The organism is Oleomonas cavernae, assembly GCF_003590945.1.
Taxonomy (GTDB): Bacteria; Pseudomonadota; Alphaproteobacteria; order Zavarziniales; family Zavarziniaceae; genus Zavarzinia; species Zavarzinia cavernae.
On sequence record NZ_QYUK01000011.1, the window covers coordinates 2,567,576 to 2,584,068 of the forward strand.

Annotated in this window: 19 protein-coding genes; 15 read left to right on the forward strand and 4 right to left on the reverse strand. The window is 67.8% G+C overall.

All coding sequences use genetic code 11. The features are described 5' to 3' along the window. Window positions 1–60 precede the first annotated feature (60 nt). Together fabG and D3874_RS16085 are read right to left on the reverse strand one after the other, a co-directional pair. Window positions 61–840, reverse strand: coding sequence for a 3-oxoacyl-ACP reductase FabG (fabG, locus tag D3874_RS16080; protein ID WP_119778983.1), 780 nt, complete (start codon window positions 838–840; stop codon window positions 61–63). Between the two features lie 167 nt (window positions 841–1,007). After that, complete coding sequence (locus D3874_RS16085; RefSeq protein WP_119778984.1) at window positions 1,008–2,003, reverse strand: phosphotransferase enzyme family protein; 996 nt, start codon at window positions 2,001–2,003, stop codon at window positions 1,008–1,010. 196 nt (window positions 2,004–2,199) lie between these two features. Here D3874_RS16085 and D3874_RS16090 point away from each other — a divergent pair, with 196 nt between their 5' ends. The 5 genes from D3874_RS16090 (at window position 2,200) to D3874_RS16110 (ending at window position 7,616) form a co-directional block, all read left to right on the forward strand. After that, the gene (locus D3874_RS16090; protein ID WP_119782326.1) at window positions 2,200–3,345 is read left to right on the forward strand and encodes an ABC transporter substrate-binding protein; all 1,146 of its coding nucleotides are present in this window, start codon (window positions 2,200–2,202) and stop codon (window positions 3,343–3,345) included. Window positions 3,346–3,513: 168 nt separating this feature from the next. Continuing rightward, a complete protein-coding gene (locus tag D3874_RS16095) occupies window positions 3,514–4,611 on the forward strand; it encodes an ABC transporter ATP-binding protein (RefSeq protein ID WP_119778985.1) in 1,098 nt (365 codons plus the stop codon). 4 nt (window positions 4,612–4,615) lie between these two features. Next, window positions 4,616–5,512 (forward strand): ABC transporter permease, encoded by an 897-nt coding sequence (locus D3874_RS16100; RefSeq protein ID WP_119778986.1) that lies wholly within the window; start codon window positions 4,616–4,618, stop codon window positions 5,510–5,512. Beyond that, the gene (locus D3874_RS16105) at window positions 5,512–6,321 is read left to right on the forward strand and encodes an ABC transporter permease (protein ID WP_119778987.1); all 810 of its coding nucleotides are present in this window, start codon (window positions 5,512–5,514) and stop codon (window positions 6,319–6,321) included. The genes D3874_RS16100 and D3874_RS16105 overlap by 1 nt, the downstream gene beginning before the upstream one ends. 11 nt (window positions 6,322–6,332) lie before the next feature. After that, entirely contained in the window at window positions 6,333–7,616 is a 1,284-nt protein-coding gene (locus D3874_RS16110; protein ID WP_119778988.1) for a class-III pyridoxal-phosphate-dependent aminotransferase, read from the forward strand. Between the two features lie 100 nt (window positions 7,617–7,716). Here D3874_RS16110 and D3874_RS30490 read toward each other — a convergent pair whose 3' ends face one another. Continuing rightward, window positions 7,717–8,145, reverse strand: a complete 429-nt coding sequence (locus D3874_RS30490; protein WP_233559974.1) for a cysteine hydrolase family protein — start codon at window positions 8,143–8,145, stop codon at window positions 7,717–7,719. Window positions 8,146–8,528: 383 nt separating this feature from the next. Here D3874_RS30490 and D3874_RS16120 point away from each other — a divergent pair, with 383 nt between their 5' ends. Genes D3874_RS16120 through D3874_RS28600 form a run of 5 tightly spaced genes read left to right on the forward strand, consistent with a single transcriptional unit; the run spans window position 8,529 to window position 13,013 of the window. Next, window positions 8,529–9,242, forward strand: coding sequence for a hypothetical protein (locus D3874_RS16120; protein ID WP_119778989.1), 714 nt, complete (start codon window positions 8,529–8,531; stop codon window positions 9,240–9,242). Continuing rightward, complete coding sequence (locus D3874_RS16125) at window positions 9,239–10,705, forward strand: xylulokinase (protein WP_158596064.1); 1,467 nt, start codon at window positions 9,239–9,241, stop codon at window positions 10,703–10,705. Before D3874_RS16120 ends, D3874_RS16125 begins: the two co-directional genes overlap by 4 nt. Then, entirely contained in the window at window positions 10,702–12,006 is a 1,305-nt protein-coding gene (locus D3874_RS16130) for an iron-containing alcohol dehydrogenase (protein WP_119778991.1), read from the forward strand. The genes D3874_RS16125 and D3874_RS16130 overlap by 4 nt, the downstream gene beginning before the upstream one ends. Further along, complete coding sequence (locus D3874_RS16135; protein WP_119778992.1) at window positions 11,996–12,793, forward strand: DeoR/GlpR family DNA-binding transcription regulator; 798 nt, start codon at window positions 11,996–11,998, stop codon at window positions 12,791–12,793. The genes D3874_RS16130 and D3874_RS16135 overlap by 11 nt, the downstream gene beginning before the upstream one ends. A 52-nt stretch (window positions 12,794–12,845) precedes the next feature. Continuing rightward, a complete protein-coding gene (locus D3874_RS28600) occupies window positions 12,846–13,013 on the forward strand; it encodes a hypothetical protein (protein ID WP_158596065.1) in 168 nt (55 codons plus the stop codon). 43 nt (window positions 13,014–13,056) lie between these two features. Here D3874_RS28600 and D3874_RS16140 read toward each other — a convergent pair whose 3' ends face one another. Then, entirely contained in the window at window positions 13,057–13,848 is a 792-nt protein-coding gene (locus tag D3874_RS16140) for a DUF899 domain-containing protein (protein WP_119778993.1), read from the reverse strand. 112 nt (window positions 13,849–13,960) lie between these two features. Between D3874_RS16140 and D3874_RS16145 the strand changes: the two genes are divergently transcribed. The 5 genes from D3874_RS16145 to D3874_RS16165 all read left to right on the forward strand — a co-directional run bounded on the left by D3874_RS16145 (window position 13,961) and on the right by D3874_RS16165 (window position 16,333). Further along, a complete protein-coding gene (locus D3874_RS16145) occupies window positions 13,961–14,308 on the forward strand; it encodes an ArsR/SmtB family transcription factor (RefSeq protein ID WP_119778994.1) in 348 nt (115 codons plus the stop codon). Between the two features lie 29 nt (window positions 14,309–14,337). After that, window positions 14,338–14,748, forward strand: a complete 411-nt coding sequence (locus D3874_RS16150) for a VOC family protein (protein WP_119778995.1) — start codon at window positions 14,338–14,340, stop codon at window positions 14,746–14,748. 16 nt (window positions 14,749–14,764) lie between these two features. Beyond that, a complete protein-coding gene (locus D3874_RS16155) occupies window positions 14,765–15,247 on the forward strand; it encodes an SRPBCC family protein (protein WP_119778996.1) in 483 nt (160 codons plus the stop codon). A 14-nt stretch (window positions 15,248–15,261) separates the two neighbouring features. Continuing rightward, a complete protein-coding gene (locus D3874_RS16160; protein ID WP_158596066.1) occupies window positions 15,262–15,912 on the forward strand; it encodes a YceI family protein in 651 nt (216 codons plus the stop codon). Between the two features lie 70 nt (window positions 15,913–15,982). After that, on the forward strand, window positions 15,983–16,333 hold the full coding sequence (locus D3874_RS16165; protein WP_119778998.1) for a hypothetical protein: 351 nt from the start codon (window positions 15,983–15,985) through the stop codon (window positions 16,331–16,333). The last annotated feature ends 160 nt before the right edge of the window (window positions 16,334–16,493 follow it).

Sequence of the window (16,493 nt, forward strand, 5' to 3'; positions counted from 1 at the left end):
CGCGCGATAAATTTTTCGAGGCAATGCCTAGGACTTTCGTCTAACGAAACGCCAGCGGACTCATACCGCGTCCATTTCATCCAGGGCCATCATCGACTCCGGCAGCACCTGGCCGCCGTCGATCACCAGGTTCTGGCCGGTGATGTAGCCGGCCTCATCGGTCGCAAAGAACAGCGCCGCATTGGCGATGTCCTCGACCCCGCCCAGGCGGCGCATGGGGATCGAGGCTTCCATCTTGGCGAAATAGTCGGGGCCTAGGCCATCCAGCCCCTCGGTCTTGATATTGCCCGGCATGACCGCGTTGATGGTGATGCCATAGGGCGCCAGCTCGATCGCCGCGGTGCGCACGAAGCCCAGTTGCCCGGCCTTGGAGGCGCCATAGTGCGACCAGCCGGGATAGCCGGTGATCGGCCCCGTGATCGACGAGGTCACGACGATGCGCCCCTTGCCCGCCGCCTTCAGCGCCGGCAGGCAGGCCGAGACGCAGAGAAAGGTGCTGCGCAGGTTGGTGCCGATGACATGGTCGAAATCGGCCGCCGTCATCACCCCCAGCTTGGCCGCCGGGAAGATGCCGGCATTGGCGCACAGGATGTCGATGCCGCCATGGGCGGCGATCGCCGCCGCCGCCATGGCATCGGCGCCTTCAGGCGTCGACAGGTCGGCAGCGAAGCCCTGGGCTGTCCCGCCGATCGCCTTGGCGGCCGCCTGCGCCTCGCCCAGCTTGCGCGAGACCACCAGCACCTTGGCGCCGACGGCGGCAAAGCGCGCGGCAATACCCTTCCCGATGCCCTTGCTGCCCCCGGTGACGATGACGCTGCGGCCGGCGAGTGAATTGAACATGGGTAGGCCTCGTTTCCAACAGTTGCGTAACCCCTCTCCGCCGCTTGCGGGGGAGAGGGAGGGGCCCGTCGCGTCAGCGACGGGAGGGTGAGGTGGTCGGGGGCAGTGCGCGCTCGCCCCCCTCCTCACCCAACCCTCTCCTCCCAGGAGGAGAGGGTTTTGATCCATCATCCGAACCGGGCCAGGAAATTCTCCGCCATGTCGAGCGCGCCCTGCGTATAGGCGGTGCCCATGGCTTGCGCGGTCGGCGTCTCGGCGTGGGAGGCGACCCAGGCGACCAGCATCAGGCGGCGCAGCATGACGAACATCGGCAGTTCGGCCTCGTCCTCGGCACTGAGATGGGCACGCCCGCGATAGCCGCCGACCCAGGCATCCATCAGTTCAGGCACGATCGGCTCGTGCTCGAAGAAGCTGACCGCGGTAGCGAAATCATGGGCGTACCAGCCAAAGCCGCAATCGTCGAAATCGATCACCCGCAGATGGGCGCCGTCGACCAGCAGGTTGGCCAGACGCAGGTCGGCATGGATAAGGCCGAAGCGGTCCCGCCCCCTGCCGAAGGCGAGCAAGCGCCGTTCGATCACATCGACCGCCCGGGCCGCCAGGGCCCGGCCGGCATCGTCCAGCCCCAGGCCCGACCGCCAGTCGCCCCAGATCGGCTCGGGCCCAAAGATCGCCGCGAAATCCCAGGCCTTGCGGGTGAAGCCCGGCGGCGGCGTCCAGGCCTTGGTATGGCCGTGCATGGCCGCGGTCAGGCGGCCTAGGATACGGAACCAGTCGACCAGATCGGCGCCCTGGGCCGGTTCCGCCCCCGGCACCAGTTCGAAGCCGACGGCGAAGCGCGAGGGCAGGCCGCCGGGCGATGGCAGGGACTGCACCAGTCGGCCGTCGGCGGCGGGGATCGGCGCCGGCGTCTCGACCACCGCGCCGGCGCGCAGGGCCTGGATCCAGTGCAGTTCGGATTCGATCTCCGGCACCGTGCGATAGCCCAGGCGGTGCAGGCGCAGGACCATGCAGCGGGTGCCGTCGTCGATCCGATAGGTCGCGTTCTCGGAAATGTTCAGGAGCCTGATGCTGGCGCCGGGTGACAGGCCCCAGCGGTGAAGGCCGTCGCGCACCATGGCGTCGAGGTCCGCCAGCACCGCGTCGCCATATTCCCCAGGCATCGCCACTCCCGCCCAAACTCTGTGACTTCCATCATGAAGTCGTCATTTCATGTTGTAAAGCCCACACAAATCCGTTTAACCTCGCCAATCATTGCGGCAAGTACCACATATAGTGTGGGACTTAGCAGCCGACGGGACTGGCGGAGCGGCCCTATCGACCATGGCGCGGGGGCCCATGAAACGGGGAGCAATGGGCATGACGCAATTTTCGCGGCGCGACGTCCTTCACTTGATGGGGGCCGGCGCCCTGGCCTTGGGCGGGCCGATGGCGACATCGCGCGCGGCCTTTGCGGCGCGTGAGAAGGAACTGAACATCCTGTGCTGGGAAGGTTACAACTCGGCCCAGGTCCTCGACCCGTTCCGTGGCTCGAGCGGGGCAACGGTCAAGGCGGAATCGTTGACCAACGACCCCACGATGATCAACCGCCTGCGCGCAGGCGAGATCAAGGTCTGGGACCTGATCAACGTGAACAATCCCTGGGCGCGCAAGGTCATGTACCCGGAAAAGCTGATCAAGCCGCTGGACAAGGCCCGGTTCGAGCCGTTCTTCGAGAAGATGATGCCCGACTTCAAGCCGCCCTATAAATGGGCCATGAGCGACGACGGCAAGGAGTTGCTCGGCATGTGTCAGCGCTTCGGGCCCTACAGCTTCGTGGTGAACACCGACAAGGTCAGCCGCAAGAGCGCCGAGGATGTGGGCTGGGACCTGTTCAACGACAAGGCGCTGGAAGGCAAGTACGGCATCCTGGAATCGGACGACTGGAACGTCTTCAATATCTTCGTGATCGCCGGGATGGACCCGTTCAAGGTGCATACGGCCGAAGAGCTTACCCTGTTCGAGACCACCGCCAAGAAGGTCTTCAAGGGCGCCAAGCTGATCGGCGACATCGCCACCATGAACCAGGCGCTGATCTCGGGAGAGATCGACCTGCACCTGACCGGTGGCACCTATTCGGTCTCGCCGGCCCGGGCCGACGGGCATCCCAATCTTCGTGGCATCACGCCCGCCAAGGGCCCGATGGGGGGCAAGGGCGGCATTTCCTGGATCGAGGTCACCTCGACCGTGAACAATCCGGAACTGTCGCCCCGGGCCGCCGACTTCCTGGCCTATGTCCAGGCCCCCGATGTCGCCCACACCGTCGCCTTCGCCGAGGGCACCTTCAACCCGGTGGCCCAGATGGGCAATCCCGAGTGCTTCAAGCTGTTCACCAAGGAAGAGCTCGATGCCATCCAGTGGGACAGCCTGGAAGAGGAAATGGCCCGGTCGATCGAATACGACATCGTGCCCGACTACGACAAGGCCCTGGACCTGATGACTGCCGCCAAGCGGGCGCGGGGGTAACACCCCCCAACCGTCATGCCCGGGCTTGTCCCGGGCATCCACGTCGGGACGAGCCAAGCCCGTCGATGTTTAGGCAGCTTGCCGACGTGGATGGCCGGGACTTCGCCCGGCCATGACGAATTAGGGTAGTGTATCTGAGTAGCGAGGCAGGCCTATGCGAGGTTGGGCATGAACGCGGTGTTTTCGGAAAAGGCGATCGATGCCGCGTCCCGGCCACGCAGCGAACTCCTCCTCGAACTGATCGGTGTCACCAAGGTCTTCGAGAATTTCGTCGCGGTGGCGCCGACCGACCTGCGCGTCATGGCCGGCGAATTCTTCACCATCGTCGGCCCGTCGGGCTCGGGCAAGACCACCCTGCTGCGCATGCTGGCGGGCATGGAGGTGCCCAGTGGCGGCGACATCCTGCTGCGCGGCGAACGGCTCAACGACATGCCGGCCAATCGCCGGCCGACCTGTCTGGTATTCCAGTCCCTGGCCCTGTTCCCGCACAAATCGGTCGGCCAGAACATCGAGTTCGCCCTGAAGATGAAGGGCATCGATGCCGCCACCCGCAAGGCCCGGGCGCTCGATCTGATGCGCATGGTGCGCCTGCCCGAGAGCTACTACGGCAAGAACGTGATGAAGTGTTCGGGTGGCGAGCGCCAGCGCGTGGCCCTGGCCCGGGCCTTCGCCTACGACCCGGAAATCCTGCTGTTCGACGAGCCCCTGTCGGCGATCGACTACAAGCTGCGCAAGACCCTGGAGAAGGAGTTGAAGGACCTGCACCGGGAAACCGGCAAGACCTTCCTCTACATCACCCACAGCCTGGAGGAGGCGATGGTGATGTCCGACCGGATCGGCGTGATGCGTGCCGGCTCGGTGGTCCAGGTCGGCACGCCTGAGGAAATCTACAGCCGGCCCAGCAATCGCTTCGTCGCCGAATTCATGGGCGAGGTGAACACGATCGACGTCAACCCCATCGGCCCCGGCCTGTTCCAGGGGGTCGACCTGCCGGGCATCTTCAAGGCCCCGCCCGGTGCGCCCCAGGTGCCCGGCACCCTGGTCATCCGCCCGGAGTTCCTGCGCCTGATCGCCACCGCCGGCGAGACCGACAACCACGTAACCGGTACCGTCTACAACGAGTATTCCCTGGGCTCGCGCATGCAGTACCAGGTGCGCACCCAGACCAAGACCCTGCTGGTCGAGCAGCCGCGGCGGCGCTTGCCCGCGCAGGGCATGGCGCTGGTCGGCTGGAACGCGGCCGATGCCATCTTCGTGACGGACTGAGGCGATGGCGGTCCAGGCCCTCGCCCCCGCTCGCCCCCGCCACGAGCGCCGGCTGTGGCTGCTGTCGCTGGGTGCCCGCTGTTCGCTGCCGGTGCTGATCCTGCTGCTTGTCGGCTTTGCCGCGCCCCTGCTGTCGGTCGTCGGCTTCTCCCTGGCCAGCCCCCGCAGCTTCGATGCCTTCACCAGCTTCTCGATCGAGAACTACGCAGCGATCTTCGATCCGGCCAACACGGTGTGGATGTCCTTTGCCTGGTCCCTGGCCTTCGCCTTCTTCACCGTCGCGGTGCTGGCCCTGGTCTGCTATCCCATCGCCTATGGCCTGGTGCATGTCTTCGGCCGCTGGTCGGGCCTGGTCTCGATCGCCTTCGTCTTCCCGCTGTTCATCTCCGAGAATGTCCGCCTCTACGGCTGGGTGCTGTTCTTCATCAAGAACGGTGTGCTGGACGGCAGCCTGAAGGTCCTGGGCGGTGGCGGGCCCGATGTCCTGTTCACGCCCGGCATGATCATGTTCGGCATGGTCTACAGCTACTTGCCGTTCATGCTGTTTCCCATGGTACTGGGCCTGTCGCTGGTGCCGCGTGACGTCATGGATGCCGCCAAGGACCTGGGCGCCAGCCGCTTCCAGGTCTGGCGCGAGGTCGAACTGCCGCTGGCCATGCCGGGCCTGCTCATCGGCATGCTGCTGACCTTCGTGCTGGCGGTCGGCGCCGTGGCCGAGGCCAAGGTGCTGGGCGGCCAGTCGATCATCGTCGTCACCCACGATATCGAGATCGCCTTCACCTATTCGCAGAATTGGCCGCTGGGCTCGGCGCTGGCCGTCATCCTGATGGTCATCATCGGCGCCGTGACCTTGTTCGCGCTCTCCAAGCTCGACCTCGACCGCATCCTGGGGCGCAAGTGATGGGCGCCCTGCGCCAGGCCCGCCGCCGCCGCGACGGCCTGATCTGGGCCTGGACCCTGTTCGTCGCCGTGGTCATCTACCTGCCGGTCGCCTGCGGCGTCTTCGCTTCGTTCTCCAAATCGCGCTACTTCCAGTTCCCGGTGCGCGAATGGTCGCTCGACTGGTGGCAGAAGACCCTCGATTCGATCGAGATCGGCATGCTGGTGCAAACCTCCGTCGCGGTGGCGCTGTGCGTGACCGCGGTCGCCGTGGTGCTGGGCTTCTTCGGGGCGCTGGCCTTCGCCCGCTACAACTGGCGCGGCCGCCGGCTCTACCAGAAGATCGTGCTGCTGCCGATCTTCTTTCCCCAGCCGGTGCTGGGCCTCGCCCTGCTGCTGTGGTTCAACGCCGTCGGCCTGCCCATGAGCTGGCACACCGCGATCATCGCCCATCTGGTGTGGATCGTGCCGGTGGTGACGCTGGTGATGGCGATCCAGGTCTATGGCTTCGATGCGACGGTCGAGGAGGCCGCCTTCGACCTGGGCGCCACCCGCCTCCAGGTGCTGCGCGAGGTAACCTTGCCGATCCTGTGGCCGGGCATCTGGTCGGGCGGGCTGTTCGCCTTCCTGCTGTCCTGGGGCAATTTCCCGCTCTCGCTCTATACCACCGGCGCCGATTCGACCGTGCCCGAATGGCTCTACGCCAAGATGGTCGCCGGCTACACGCCCATGGTGCCCACGCTCGGCACCATGAGCACGCTGGGCGCCGTCTGCGTCCTGGGCCTGGGCGGCCTCGTCATGCTGATCGTCAGGCGGCGCCGCGCCGCCTAGGAGACCTCGAGATGTTCGACTACGGCTTCTTCAAATACGCCTCCAAGGCGGAAATGATCGAGAAGTCCAAGACCTACTGGAACCCGGGCAAGACCCAGTTCTGGCAGGACCTGGGCGTCGACCTGGTGATCGACAAGCGCGAGGACTATTTCCTGTGGGACATGTCGGGCCACCGCCTGATCGACGTGCACCTGAACGGCGGCACCTATAACCTGGGCCATCGCAATGCCGAGCTGGTTGCCACCCTGAAGGCCGGCCTCGACCATTTCGACATGGGCAACCATCATTTCCCCGCACTCGCCCGCACCGCCCTGGCCGAGGTGCTGGCGGGTACCGTGCCCTTCTCGCCCTGCCACACCATCTATGGCTCGGGCGGTGGCGAGGCGATCGACATCGCCCTGAAGACCGCCCGCCACGCCACAAAGCGGCGCAAGATCGTCAGCGTGATCAAGGCCTATCACGGCCACACGGGTCTTGCCGTCTGCACCGGCGACGACCGCTTCTCCAAGATCTTCCTGGCCGACCGGCCGGACGAGTTCATCCAGGTGCCGTTCAACGACCTGGGCGCCATGGAAGCGGCCCTGGCGGGCGGCGACGTGGCCGCGGTGATCATGGAGACGATCCCGGCGACCTATGGCTTCCCCATGCCGGCGCAGGGCTACCTACCCGCCGTGAAGGCCTTGTGCGAGCGTTTCGGCAGCCTCTATATCTGCGACGAGGTGCAGACCGGCCTGATGCGCACCGGCACCCTGTGGGGCATCACCGGTTACGGTGTCGAGCCGGACATCCTGGTCTCGGCCAAGGGTATCGGCGGCGGGCTTTACCCGCTGGGCGTGGTGCTGGTGTCGGACAAGGCCGGCGGCTGGCTGAACGAGGACGGCTTTGCCCATATGTCGACCGGCGGCGGCGGCGAGATCGGCTGCATCGTGGCGCTGAAGGTGCTGGAGATCTGCCAGCGGCCGGAAGTGGTCGCCAATGTCGCGGCGGCCTCGGCCGCCTTCGACGCAGGGCTTGCCGATATCCGCACCCGCCACGGCGATTTCTTCACCGGCATCCGCAAGCGCGGCCTGATCATGGGCCTGGAGTTCGACCATCCCGAAGGCGCCAAGTTCGTCTCGCGCGCGCTCTACGAGAACGGCATCTGGGCGATCTTCTCCTCGCTCGACCCGCGCGTGCTGCAGTTCAAGCCCGGCGTGCTGGCCTCCCCCGGCCTGGTCACCGAGATCCTGGAGCGCTTCGAGGCGGCCATGCCCCGCGCCAAGGAGATCATGCAGGCGGCGAAGAAGGCAGCGTAACCACGATCGTCATCCCGGCGAAGGCCGGGATCCATTCTGGGGCAGCGCGCGATGTCGCAATGGATCCCGGCCTTCGCCGGGATGACGCCGGAGGTATCCATCAGGGCAGATACCCGATCAGCTCATCCGCGCTCATCACGTGGCAGTAGATCATGTTGATGATCTCGAGTTCCGCCGTGTGCAGCGCCTCGCTGGCGGCGGCGCAGCCATCCTCGACCACGATCACGTCGAAGCTTTCGTCGGCCAGGCTGCGCACGGTCGAGGAGATGCACTGATCGGTGAAGATGCCGGCGCAGACGACGTGGACAATGCCCAGGTTGTTCAGGATCAGGCGCAGGTTGGTGCCGGTCAGGGCGCTGTCGGTGGTCTTGGTCACCACGATCTCGTCGCCGAGGGGGGCCAGTGCCGGCACGATCTGCGACGCAAGCGCGTCCTTGGGCAGCAGCAGATTGTTCCAGCCGGGCTTCTTCTGGCTGAGCGAGCGGTCGCGACCATCGGTGCCCAGACAGGCGATGCGGGCGAACAGCACCTCGTGGCCCCCTCGCGAAAGCGGGCGATCAAGCGGGCGATGGCGGGAATCGCGACCCCCTGCATACGTTCGTGAAACGGTGTCCAGGCGTGATAGCGGTCCAGTTCCTCACCACTCAAACCGCTGGGGTCCGGCCGCTCCAGATAGGTGTTCTGGACGTCGATCACCAGCAGGGCGAGTTTGCCCTGCTCCAGCACCGGATCATCCGGTGCCGGCGCCCCCTGGTAATAGAGCGAGCGATAGGCGGTCTTCCAGGAGGGCATGGGCAGCTCCAACATTCATTTGTGGTATTTGCCAACCAAAATGTTGACGATCCAACATTCGGTTTTTAACTTACAACATATAACGGCGGCAACGCGCCAACGGCCCCAGGATTCGCGCCAATGGATTTCATCTTCATGCTGACCCGCCAGGACCGTACGGTCGAGGACTGCCTGGCGCTGGCCGAGGAGATCCGGCCGCTGGGCCTGCGCCACGTCGGCTTCAAGGATGTGGGGGTGGAACCCGCCATCCTGGCCAAGCTGACACAGCGCCTGAAGGCCGACGGCGCCACCGTCTATCTCGAGGTGGTCAGCACCACGCCCGAGGCCTGCCTGGCATCGGCACGCAATGCGGTGAGCCTGGGCATCGACTGCCTGCTGGGCGGGACCGATGTCGAGGCGATCATGGCGATCATCGCGCCATCGGGCATGGCCTATTACCCCTTCCCCGGCCGCCCGCACGGGCACCCGACCAGGCTGGACGGGACACCTGACCTCGTCGCCACCCATTGCGCCGGCTTCGTCGCCCGGGGCTGTGCCGGGGCCGACCTGCTGGCCTACCGCGCGACCGAGGCCGATCCCCTGGCCCTGATCACCGCCGCCCGCCAGGGGCTGGGCGCGAACGGCCGGCTGATCGTCGCCGGCAATGTCGATTCCGCCGCGCGCATCCGTGACATCGCCGCCGCCGGGGCCGATGCCTTCACGGTCGGCACCGCCGCCTTCAACGGCGGCTATGCCCCGACCATGGGCTCGCTGCTGTCGCAGCTGCGCGCGATCGAGGCCGATTGCCGGGCCGTCGCCCAAGGCACGCCGCAACGGGCCGGGGGCCGGCGGTGATCCTGCTCGGGATCGATCTTGGAACCCAAAGCCTGAAGGTTGCGGCGGTCGACGCCACCAGCCTGCGCCTGCGGGCAACCGCGGCCGTCCCCTATCCCACCTTCCACCCCGGCCCCGCCGCGGCCGAACAGAATCCCGAGGACTGGCTGGCCGCCCTGGCACCCGCGATCGCCGCCGCGCTGAACCAGGCCGGGGCCATGCCCGCGGACGTCCTCGCCCTGGCCGTGACCGGCCAGCTCGACGGCTGCGTCGGCGTCGACCGTGCCGGCGAGCCCCTGGGCCGGGCGATGATCTGGATGGATCGCCGGGCGACCGATGCCCTGGGCGGCATCGACGGCGAGATGGTGCGTCGGCGTGCCGGCGTGGTCGCCGATCCCGGCCACATGGCGGCCAAGATCCGCCACATGAAGCGTCACGCGCCGGGTCACCGCCTGGCCCGCTTCCACCAGCCGGTCAGCTTCCTGGTCGAACAGCTCACCGGCCGGGCGGTGATGGATCACGCCCTGGCCTCCACCTCCATGGTCTATGGCCTGGAGAGCCGGGCCTGGGACGACGACCTGCTGCGGGCCTTTGCGATCGAGGCGGCCGCCCTGCCCGCGCTGGACGACGCCGCTGCCCTGGCCGGTCACCTCACCGCCCGCGGTGCCGCCCTGTGCGGCCTGGCCCAGGGCCTGCCCGTGGCGGTGGGTACGGGCGACGACTTCGCCAACCCGATCGGCGCCGGCGCGGTCACGCCCGGCACCGTCGTGGTCTGCATCGGCACGGCCGAGGTGGTGGGTGCCATCGCCGACCGGCCGGTGCTGGACGACGCCGCCATGGTCGAGACCCACGGCTTTCCGGGCGGGCGCTATTTCATCGAGAATCCCGGCTGGCTGTCGGGCGGCGCCATCCTGTGGGCGTGCGATCTCTTAGGCTTCGCCGACGGCGAGGGGCTGGATATCGCCGCTGCCCTGGTGCCGCCGGGCAGCGAGGGGGTCGTCGTCCTGCCCACGCTGTCGGGCGCCATGACGCCGCGCTGGCTGCCCGAGGCGCGCGGCGCCATCTATGGCCTGGCCCCCATGCACGGCCGCGGCCACCTGGCCCGCGCCACCCTCGAAGGCATCGCCTTTGCCATGGCCGATGTGGTCGACCGCCTGGATGCCCTGGGCGTGCCCACCGGCCGCATCCGCCTGGCCGGCGGCGGGGCCAGGTCGCGGCTGTGGGCGCAGATCCGCGCCACCGTCGCCAACCGCCCGGTCGATCTGGTGGCGGAGGTCGAGTGCGCCGCCCTGGGCGCCGCTGTCCTGGCCGGCGTCGCCTGCGGGGCCCTGCCCTCGATCGAGGCCGGCGCCCGGCTGGTCAACCGGGTGGTCGAGACCGTCCAGCCCGTCGCGGCCGATGTCCCCGCCTACCGCGCCGCCCGGGCCCGGGCTCGGCGCCTGTTCGATCACCTGGATCCGCTGTTTAAGGCGCGTTGGCCATGACCCTCTCCGTCCTCGACCGCCTGCTCGACGGCCGGCTCAGCGACCCGGACGGCCCCGGCACCCTGTCGGTCTCCACCCGCCAGGTGCTCATCGCCAGCGGCCTGGGCGTCTATGCCGCGTCCCTCCTCGAGCGTGCCGGCATGCCGCGCGACTTGTGCCTCGTCAGCGATGCCAATTGCTGGGCCGCCATGGGCCAGAAGGTTGCGGGCAGGCTGGAGGCGGCGGGTTACACGCTGCGCCCGGTGATCTTCGACGCCCCACCCCATGCCGACGAGGCCGCCGTGGCCCGGGTCGAGGCCGGCGCCGCCGGTGCCGCCGGCCTGATCGCCGTGGGCGGCGGCACCGTCAGCGACCTGGCCAAGCATGTCGCCCATCACAGCGCCCGGCCCTATGCCGTGTTCGGCACCGCTTTGTCGATGAACGGCTATGGTTCCGCCAATGCCGCCATCACCGTCCATGGCCACAAGAAGAGCCTGCCCTCGACCGCGCCGGTGGCGATCTTCCTCGACCTCGACGTGCTGGCCGCGGCACCACCGCGCCTGGCCCGCGCGGGCCTGGGCGATTCCGTGTGCCGGGCGACCGCGCAATTCGACTGGCTGCTGAGCCACCTGCTGCTCGACCGGCCCTATCGCCAGGCCCCCTTCGCCCTGCTGGCGCAGGACGAGCCGCCGCTGTTCGACAAGGCGGCGGGCATCGGCGCTGGCGACCGCGCGGCGCTGGCCGCCCTGGCCCGCACCCTGGTGCTGTCGGGCTTCGGCATGGTCATCGCCGGCTCCTCCAACCCGGCCAGCCAGGGCGAGCACCTGATCAGCCACTATATCGACATGCTGGGCGATCCGGCCTGGGGCGAGAGCCTGCACGGCGAGCACATCGCCGTTACCACCCTGACCATCGCCGGCCTGCAGGAACGCCTGCTGGCGGGCGACGCGCCGGTCCTGCGCCCGTCGACCGAGACCCGGGCCGATTTCATCCACCGCTATGGCGAGGCCCTGGGCGCCAGTTGCTGGGCCGAATACCAGGGCAAGCAGGTGGACGCGGCAAAGGCCCAGGCGCTCAATGCCCGCCTGGGGTCCGACTGGCCCGAGATCCGCGCCAGGCTGGCCGCGGTGGCACGGCCCCGGGCGGAGATCGACCGCGCCCTGCAGGCGGCCGGCGCCCCGCGCGTGCCATCGGCGATCCATGTCCCCGACGCCTTCTATGCCCGGGCGGTTCACGACGCGCGCGACATCCGCGATCGCTATACCATCCTCGATATCGCCCGCGATTCGGGGCTGCTCCAGGGGGCAGGTGATGGAAGATGATGCGCCGCTGACCAGGGTGCGCCTGTCCAAGGCGGCGCGGCAGGAGCGGATCGTCGCCGAACTGCGCGCCACCCCCACCCTGCGCGTCTCGGAACTGGCCGAGGACCTGTCGGTCTCGACCGAGACCATCCGCCGCGACCTGGACGAACTCGAGGCCCGCGGCCTGATCAACCGCACCTATGGCGGCGCCGTGCGCGGCTTCGAGCCGGAACCGGCGATTGCCGAGCGGCACCGCCTGATGGTGGCGGAACGCGAGTCGATCGCCGCCGCCACCGCCCGCCATGTCGCCCATGCCGATGCCCTGCTGATCGGCGGCGGCGCCACCACCACCCATGTCGCCCGCCGCCTGGCGGCCGAGCGCAAGGACCTGGTGGTGATCACCCATTCCTTCGGCGTGGCCACGGTGCTGGCCGCCAACCCGACCATCACCGTGATCATGTGCCCCGGCCGTTACAACGGCCGCGAGGGCTGCGTCTTCGGGGCCGAGACGCTGGACTATCTGCGCGGCTTCCACGCCAACCACGCCATCCTGGGCGCCACCGGCCTGACCGTCGACGGCCCCAACGACGCCGATGTCGATGCGGCGGCGGTCTACCACGCCATGGTCGACCGCGCGGCCGAGGTAACCATCGTCGCCGACCACACCAAGTTCGACCGCACGGCCCTGTCGATCTATGCCGGCTGGTCGCAGATCTCGCGCCTTATCACCGATGCCCCGCCCGAGGGCCCCCTGGCCCGCGCCCTGGACCGCGCCCGGGTGACCGTGGACATCGCCGGCCGGCGCTAGAACGGCCCGCTTTTGCCCGCGCAGCCGGGCCTGATCGGCGTTATGCTGGACCGTGCCGTTCGCGGCCACCATTCAACCGGAGCATACCGTCATGGCCAAAGGTCAGATGCGCAGCAACAAAGAAGTGAAGAAGCCCAAGAAGGAAAAGGCCAAGGAAGCGGCGGCCCCGTCGCCCTTCGCCAAGGCGGCTGCCGCCCCTGCAGGGCCAAAGAAGAAGTAACCCGAACCTACCCCGGCCCAGCCGCGGCCGGGGTAGCACCACCTTAGGCGCCGCAGCAGGACGCGCCTTCGTCAGCATATTTGTCGTGATGCCGGGTCCAGGCCATGCCGTGGTTCTCGGCATCGGGCATCCCGTCGAAGCCTTCCTGCCGGCCCAGCGGCGTGAGATCCAGCCAGTTATAGGTGCCCAGCAGCAGGTCCAGGCCGCGGCCATAGCTTGAATAGGCGTGGAAGACGCGCGTGCCGTCGCGCAGGAAGGCACTGACGCCCGGCTGCTCGCCGGCCAGGTGATAGGTCTCGCCCTTGGCGACCAGGGTCGCCTTGTCCTGGAAATTATACTCGACCGGGGCCACCGCCTCGTCGGTGGTGACGTGGAAATCGTAGTTGAAATCGCTGCCGAAGGACGAGACCCAGGGCACGCCCCAGCCCATGCGCGCTTTGAACGGGGCGATCTTGGCCAGTGGCGCCCGCGACACCAGCACCAGGGACGTGTCGCGCGCATGCAGGTGCGACAGATGGCCGATGCTGTCGGCGAGGTAGGAGCAGCTGGGACAGCCCTCGTCCCAGGGCGCGCCTGACCGGCCGGCCGGCGGCGGCCCCGGATCGAACATGAAATGATAGGTGATGAGCTGCCGGCGGCCGTCGAACAGGTCGAGCAGCCGCACCGGCCCCCGGGGCCCGTCGAAGATGTAATCCTTGTCGATCTCGACCACGGGCAGCTTGCGCCGCGCAGAATTCAGCGCGTCGCGCTGCCGGGTCAGTTCTTTTTCCCTGGCCAGCAGCTCCCGGCGCGCGGTGAGCCAGGCATCGCGCGAGACGATCCGATGCGTTTCCATGGGTTTCCTCCGTGGTCGATAATCTGCCTCACCTGGACACGCCGGGCTTGACCATGGCTTGGCGTTGCCGTATTTAGCCAACAGGTTAGTTAACCGAACGGTTTATTGCAACATGTCTGTCGACCGCCTCAGCACCACCCTCTCGGCCCTCGCCGATCCCACGCGGCGCGCGATCCTGGCGCGTCTCGCCCAGGGCGAGACCACCGTGACGGAATTGGCGGGGCCCTTCGAGATGAGCCTGCCGGCGATCTCGAAGCACCTGAAGGTGCTCGAGCGGGCCGGCCTGATCACCAGGGGCCGGGCGGCGCAATGGCGCCCCTGCCGCCTGCAGGCCGGCCCCCTGCGCGACGTCGCCGGCTGGCTGGAGCATTATCGCCGCTTCTGGGAGCAGAGCTTCGATCGCCTCGACGACTACCTGCTGGACCTGCAAAAGGGCGAGCCCGGCAGCAGCGGCAACTGAACCCGAGCCAGAAATCAAGGGAGACAGTCATGAAGATCAACCCATACCTGAGCTTCGGCGGCGACTGCAAAGCGGCCTTCGAATTCTACGAGAAGGCCCTGGGCGGCAAGATCGAGATGATGATGACCCACGGCGCCTCGCCCATGGCCGATCAGACCGCGCCCGGCTGGCGCGACAAGATCATGCATGTCGCCCTGTCGGTGGGTGATTTCGTGCTGATGGGCTCCGATGCCCCGCCCGAATATTTCAAGCCCATGCAGGGCTTCTCGGTCTCGCTGACGATCGACAAGGCGGCGGAAGCCGAGCGGGTGTTCGCCGAGCTGGCGCAGGACGGCAACGTGGGCATGCCGCTGCAACAAACCTTCTGGGCGTTCCGCTTCGGCATGGTGACCGACCGCTTCGGCACGCCCTGGATGATCAACTGCGAGAAAGACGCCTGAACAAGGATCGCGTGCCATGACCGCCTCGTCTTCCCGCCCCGCACCCGCGCCGACGTCCGACCGTGAACTGGTCATGGAGCGCACCTTCGCCGCCCCTCGGGCCCTGGTTTTCAAGCTGTGGACCGATCCGGCCCATGCCGTGCGCTGGTGGGGGCCGGTCGACTACCCGGCCACCCACCTGGAACTGGATGTGCGGCCCGGCGGCGCCTGGCGCTGCTGCCTGCGCTCCACCGCCGACGGGCGAGAACTGTGGCAACACGGCCTGTTCCACGAGGTGAAGCCCCCCGAACGCCTGGTTTTCAGCTTCGTCTGGGAGGAGGAAGGCGAGCGCGGCCTGGAAACCCAGGTGACCGTGACCTTCACCGAACAGGACGGCAAGACCCACATGCACTTCCGCCAGGTGCCGTTCCAGTCGATCGGCGAACGCGACGGCCACCGGGGCGGCTGGGGCAGCACCTTCGACCGACTCGACGCCTACCTTGTCCAATCGGCGCAATGACAGGAAGCAAGCAGATGTTGATTTCGAGCAACCGCCTCCGCACCGCCCTGCTGGCCCTGGCCCTGGTACAATCCCTTGCCGGCGGCGCCCTCGCGCAGACCGATGCCCCGCAACCGCCGCCCGGCCCCCTGCCCCATGGCGAGAAGGACGGTACCCTCGCGGTGGCCGGCACCTATGCCCTGGATCCCGCCCATGCGGGCGTCATGGCCTATGTTTCGCACCTGGGTTTCTCCCGCAGCGTCTTTCGCTTCGACCGGGTGAAGGGAACCCTGAACTGGGATCCCAAGGCGGTCGCCAAGTCGACCCTGTCGATTGCGGTCGAGACCGCCTCGATCACCAGCAATGTCGAAGGCTTCGCCAAGGAACTGGCCGGCGAAAAATACCTGAACGCGCAGGCCCACCCGCAAGCCACCTTCGTCGCCACCGCCTTCCGCCAGACCGACGCCGCCCACGGCCAGGTCGACGGCAATTTCACCCTGATGGGCAAGACCAGGCCGGTCACCTTCGATGTCACCCTGATCGGCGCCGGCCCCTGGTTCGGCGGCGCCTATCGCATGGGCGTGCAGGCGCGGGCGACGATCAACCCGCAGGACTATGGCCTCAACCAATTCTTCGTCGACCCGATCGAGATCGTGGTCGACACGGAATTCGAAAAGGCGCCCTGATCGCCCGAGGCGGCGGAGCCCGTCGCGGGAGGCTGTTGAAGGCACCCCGCGCTTGCGGTAATGCTGGAAGATGGCCGTCGCACTTTTCAAACGCCTGCTGACCCTGGTCTGTGTCGTCTCGTTCCTGGGCGGAACGATGGCCCAGGCGATGCCGCTCGCCATGTCCGCGGCCGCGCCTTGCGACATGGCGATGAGCATGCCGGCCACGGGCGACGGGATGCCGTGCCGGCAAGGCAAGGCCGACATGGCCCTGTGCGTGCCGCTGCTCGGCTGCGCCCTGGCGCCGGCGTCCCTGCCGGTGCCGGTCACGGCCGCCGTGGCGAATGTTGCCTGGTCCCGGGCCTGGTTCGCCGACCTTCAGGCAACCATGGCGGGGCGCGCCATCGAGCCCGCGATCTTTCCGCCCATCCACCTCGCCTGAGAGCGAGCGCCTGCAATTGCAGGTGCTCCCGGCCCCTCTCGAGGGGCATGCAGCCGGACGGCTTCTTCTTGGGGGCGCCGTTCGCGGGTGAAGCCTGAGCGCCCGGCCACGGCCGGCACTCCCGGTGAGGAAAAGGCGATGTTTACCGCAATGGGCCGCA

Coding starts and splice junctions, on each gene's coding strand:
- fabG (WP_119778983.1), bottom strand. CDS start 840: ATGTTCAATTCACTCGCCGGCCGCAGCGTCATCGTCACCGGGGGCAGC.
- D3874_RS16085 (WP_119778984.1), bottom strand. CDS start 2,003: ATGCCTGGGGAATATGGCGACGCGGTGCTGGCGGACCTCGACGCCATG.
- D3874_RS16090 (WP_119782326.1), top strand. CDS start 2,200: ATGACGCAATTTTCGCGGCGCGACGTCCTTCACTTGATGGGGGCCGGC.
- D3874_RS16095 (WP_119778985.1), top strand. CDS start 3,514: ATGAACGCGGTGTTTTCGGAAAAGGCGATCGATGCCGCGTCCCGGCCA.
- D3874_RS16100 (WP_119778986.1), top strand. CDS start 4,616: ATGGCGGTCCAGGCCCTCGCCCCCGCTCGCCCCCGCCACGAGCGCCGG.
- D3874_RS16105 (WP_119778987.1), top strand. CDS start 5,512: ATGGGCGCCCTGCGCCAGGCCCGCCGCCGCCGCGACGGCCTGATCTGG.
- D3874_RS16110 (WP_119778988.1), top strand. CDS start 6,333: ATGTTCGACTACGGCTTCTTCAAATACGCCTCCAAGGCGGAAATGATC.
- D3874_RS16120 (WP_119778989.1), top strand. CDS start 8,529: ATGGATTTCATCTTCATGCTGACCCGCCAGGACCGTACGGTCGAGGAC.
- D3874_RS16130 (WP_119778991.1), top strand. CDS start 10,702: ATGACCCTCTCCGTCCTCGACCGCCTGCTCGACGGCCGGCTCAGCGAC.
- D3874_RS16135 (WP_119778992.1), top strand. CDS start 11,996: ATGGAAGATGATGCGCCGCTGACCAGGGTGCGCCTGTCCAAGGCGGCG.
- D3874_RS16140 (WP_119778993.1), bottom strand. CDS start 13,848: ATGGAAACGCATCGGATCGTCTCGCGCGATGCCTGGCTCACCGCGCGC.
- D3874_RS16145 (WP_119778994.1), top strand. CDS start 13,961: ATGTCTGTCGACCGCCTCAGCACCACCCTCTCGGCCCTCGCCGATCCC.
- D3874_RS16150 (WP_119778995.1), top strand. CDS start 14,338: ATGAAGATCAACCCATACCTGAGCTTCGGCGGCGACTGCAAAGCGGCC.
- D3874_RS16155 (WP_119778996.1), top strand. CDS start 14,765: ATGACCGCCTCGTCTTCCCGCCCCGCACCCGCGCCGACGTCCGACCGT.
- D3874_RS16160 (WP_158596066.1), top strand. CDS start 15,262: ATGTTGATTTCGAGCAACCGCCTCCGCACCGCCCTGCTGGCCCTGGCC.
- D3874_RS16165 (WP_119778998.1), top strand. CDS start 15,983: ATGGCCGTCGCACTTTTCAAACGCCTGCTGACCCTGGTCTGTGTCGTC.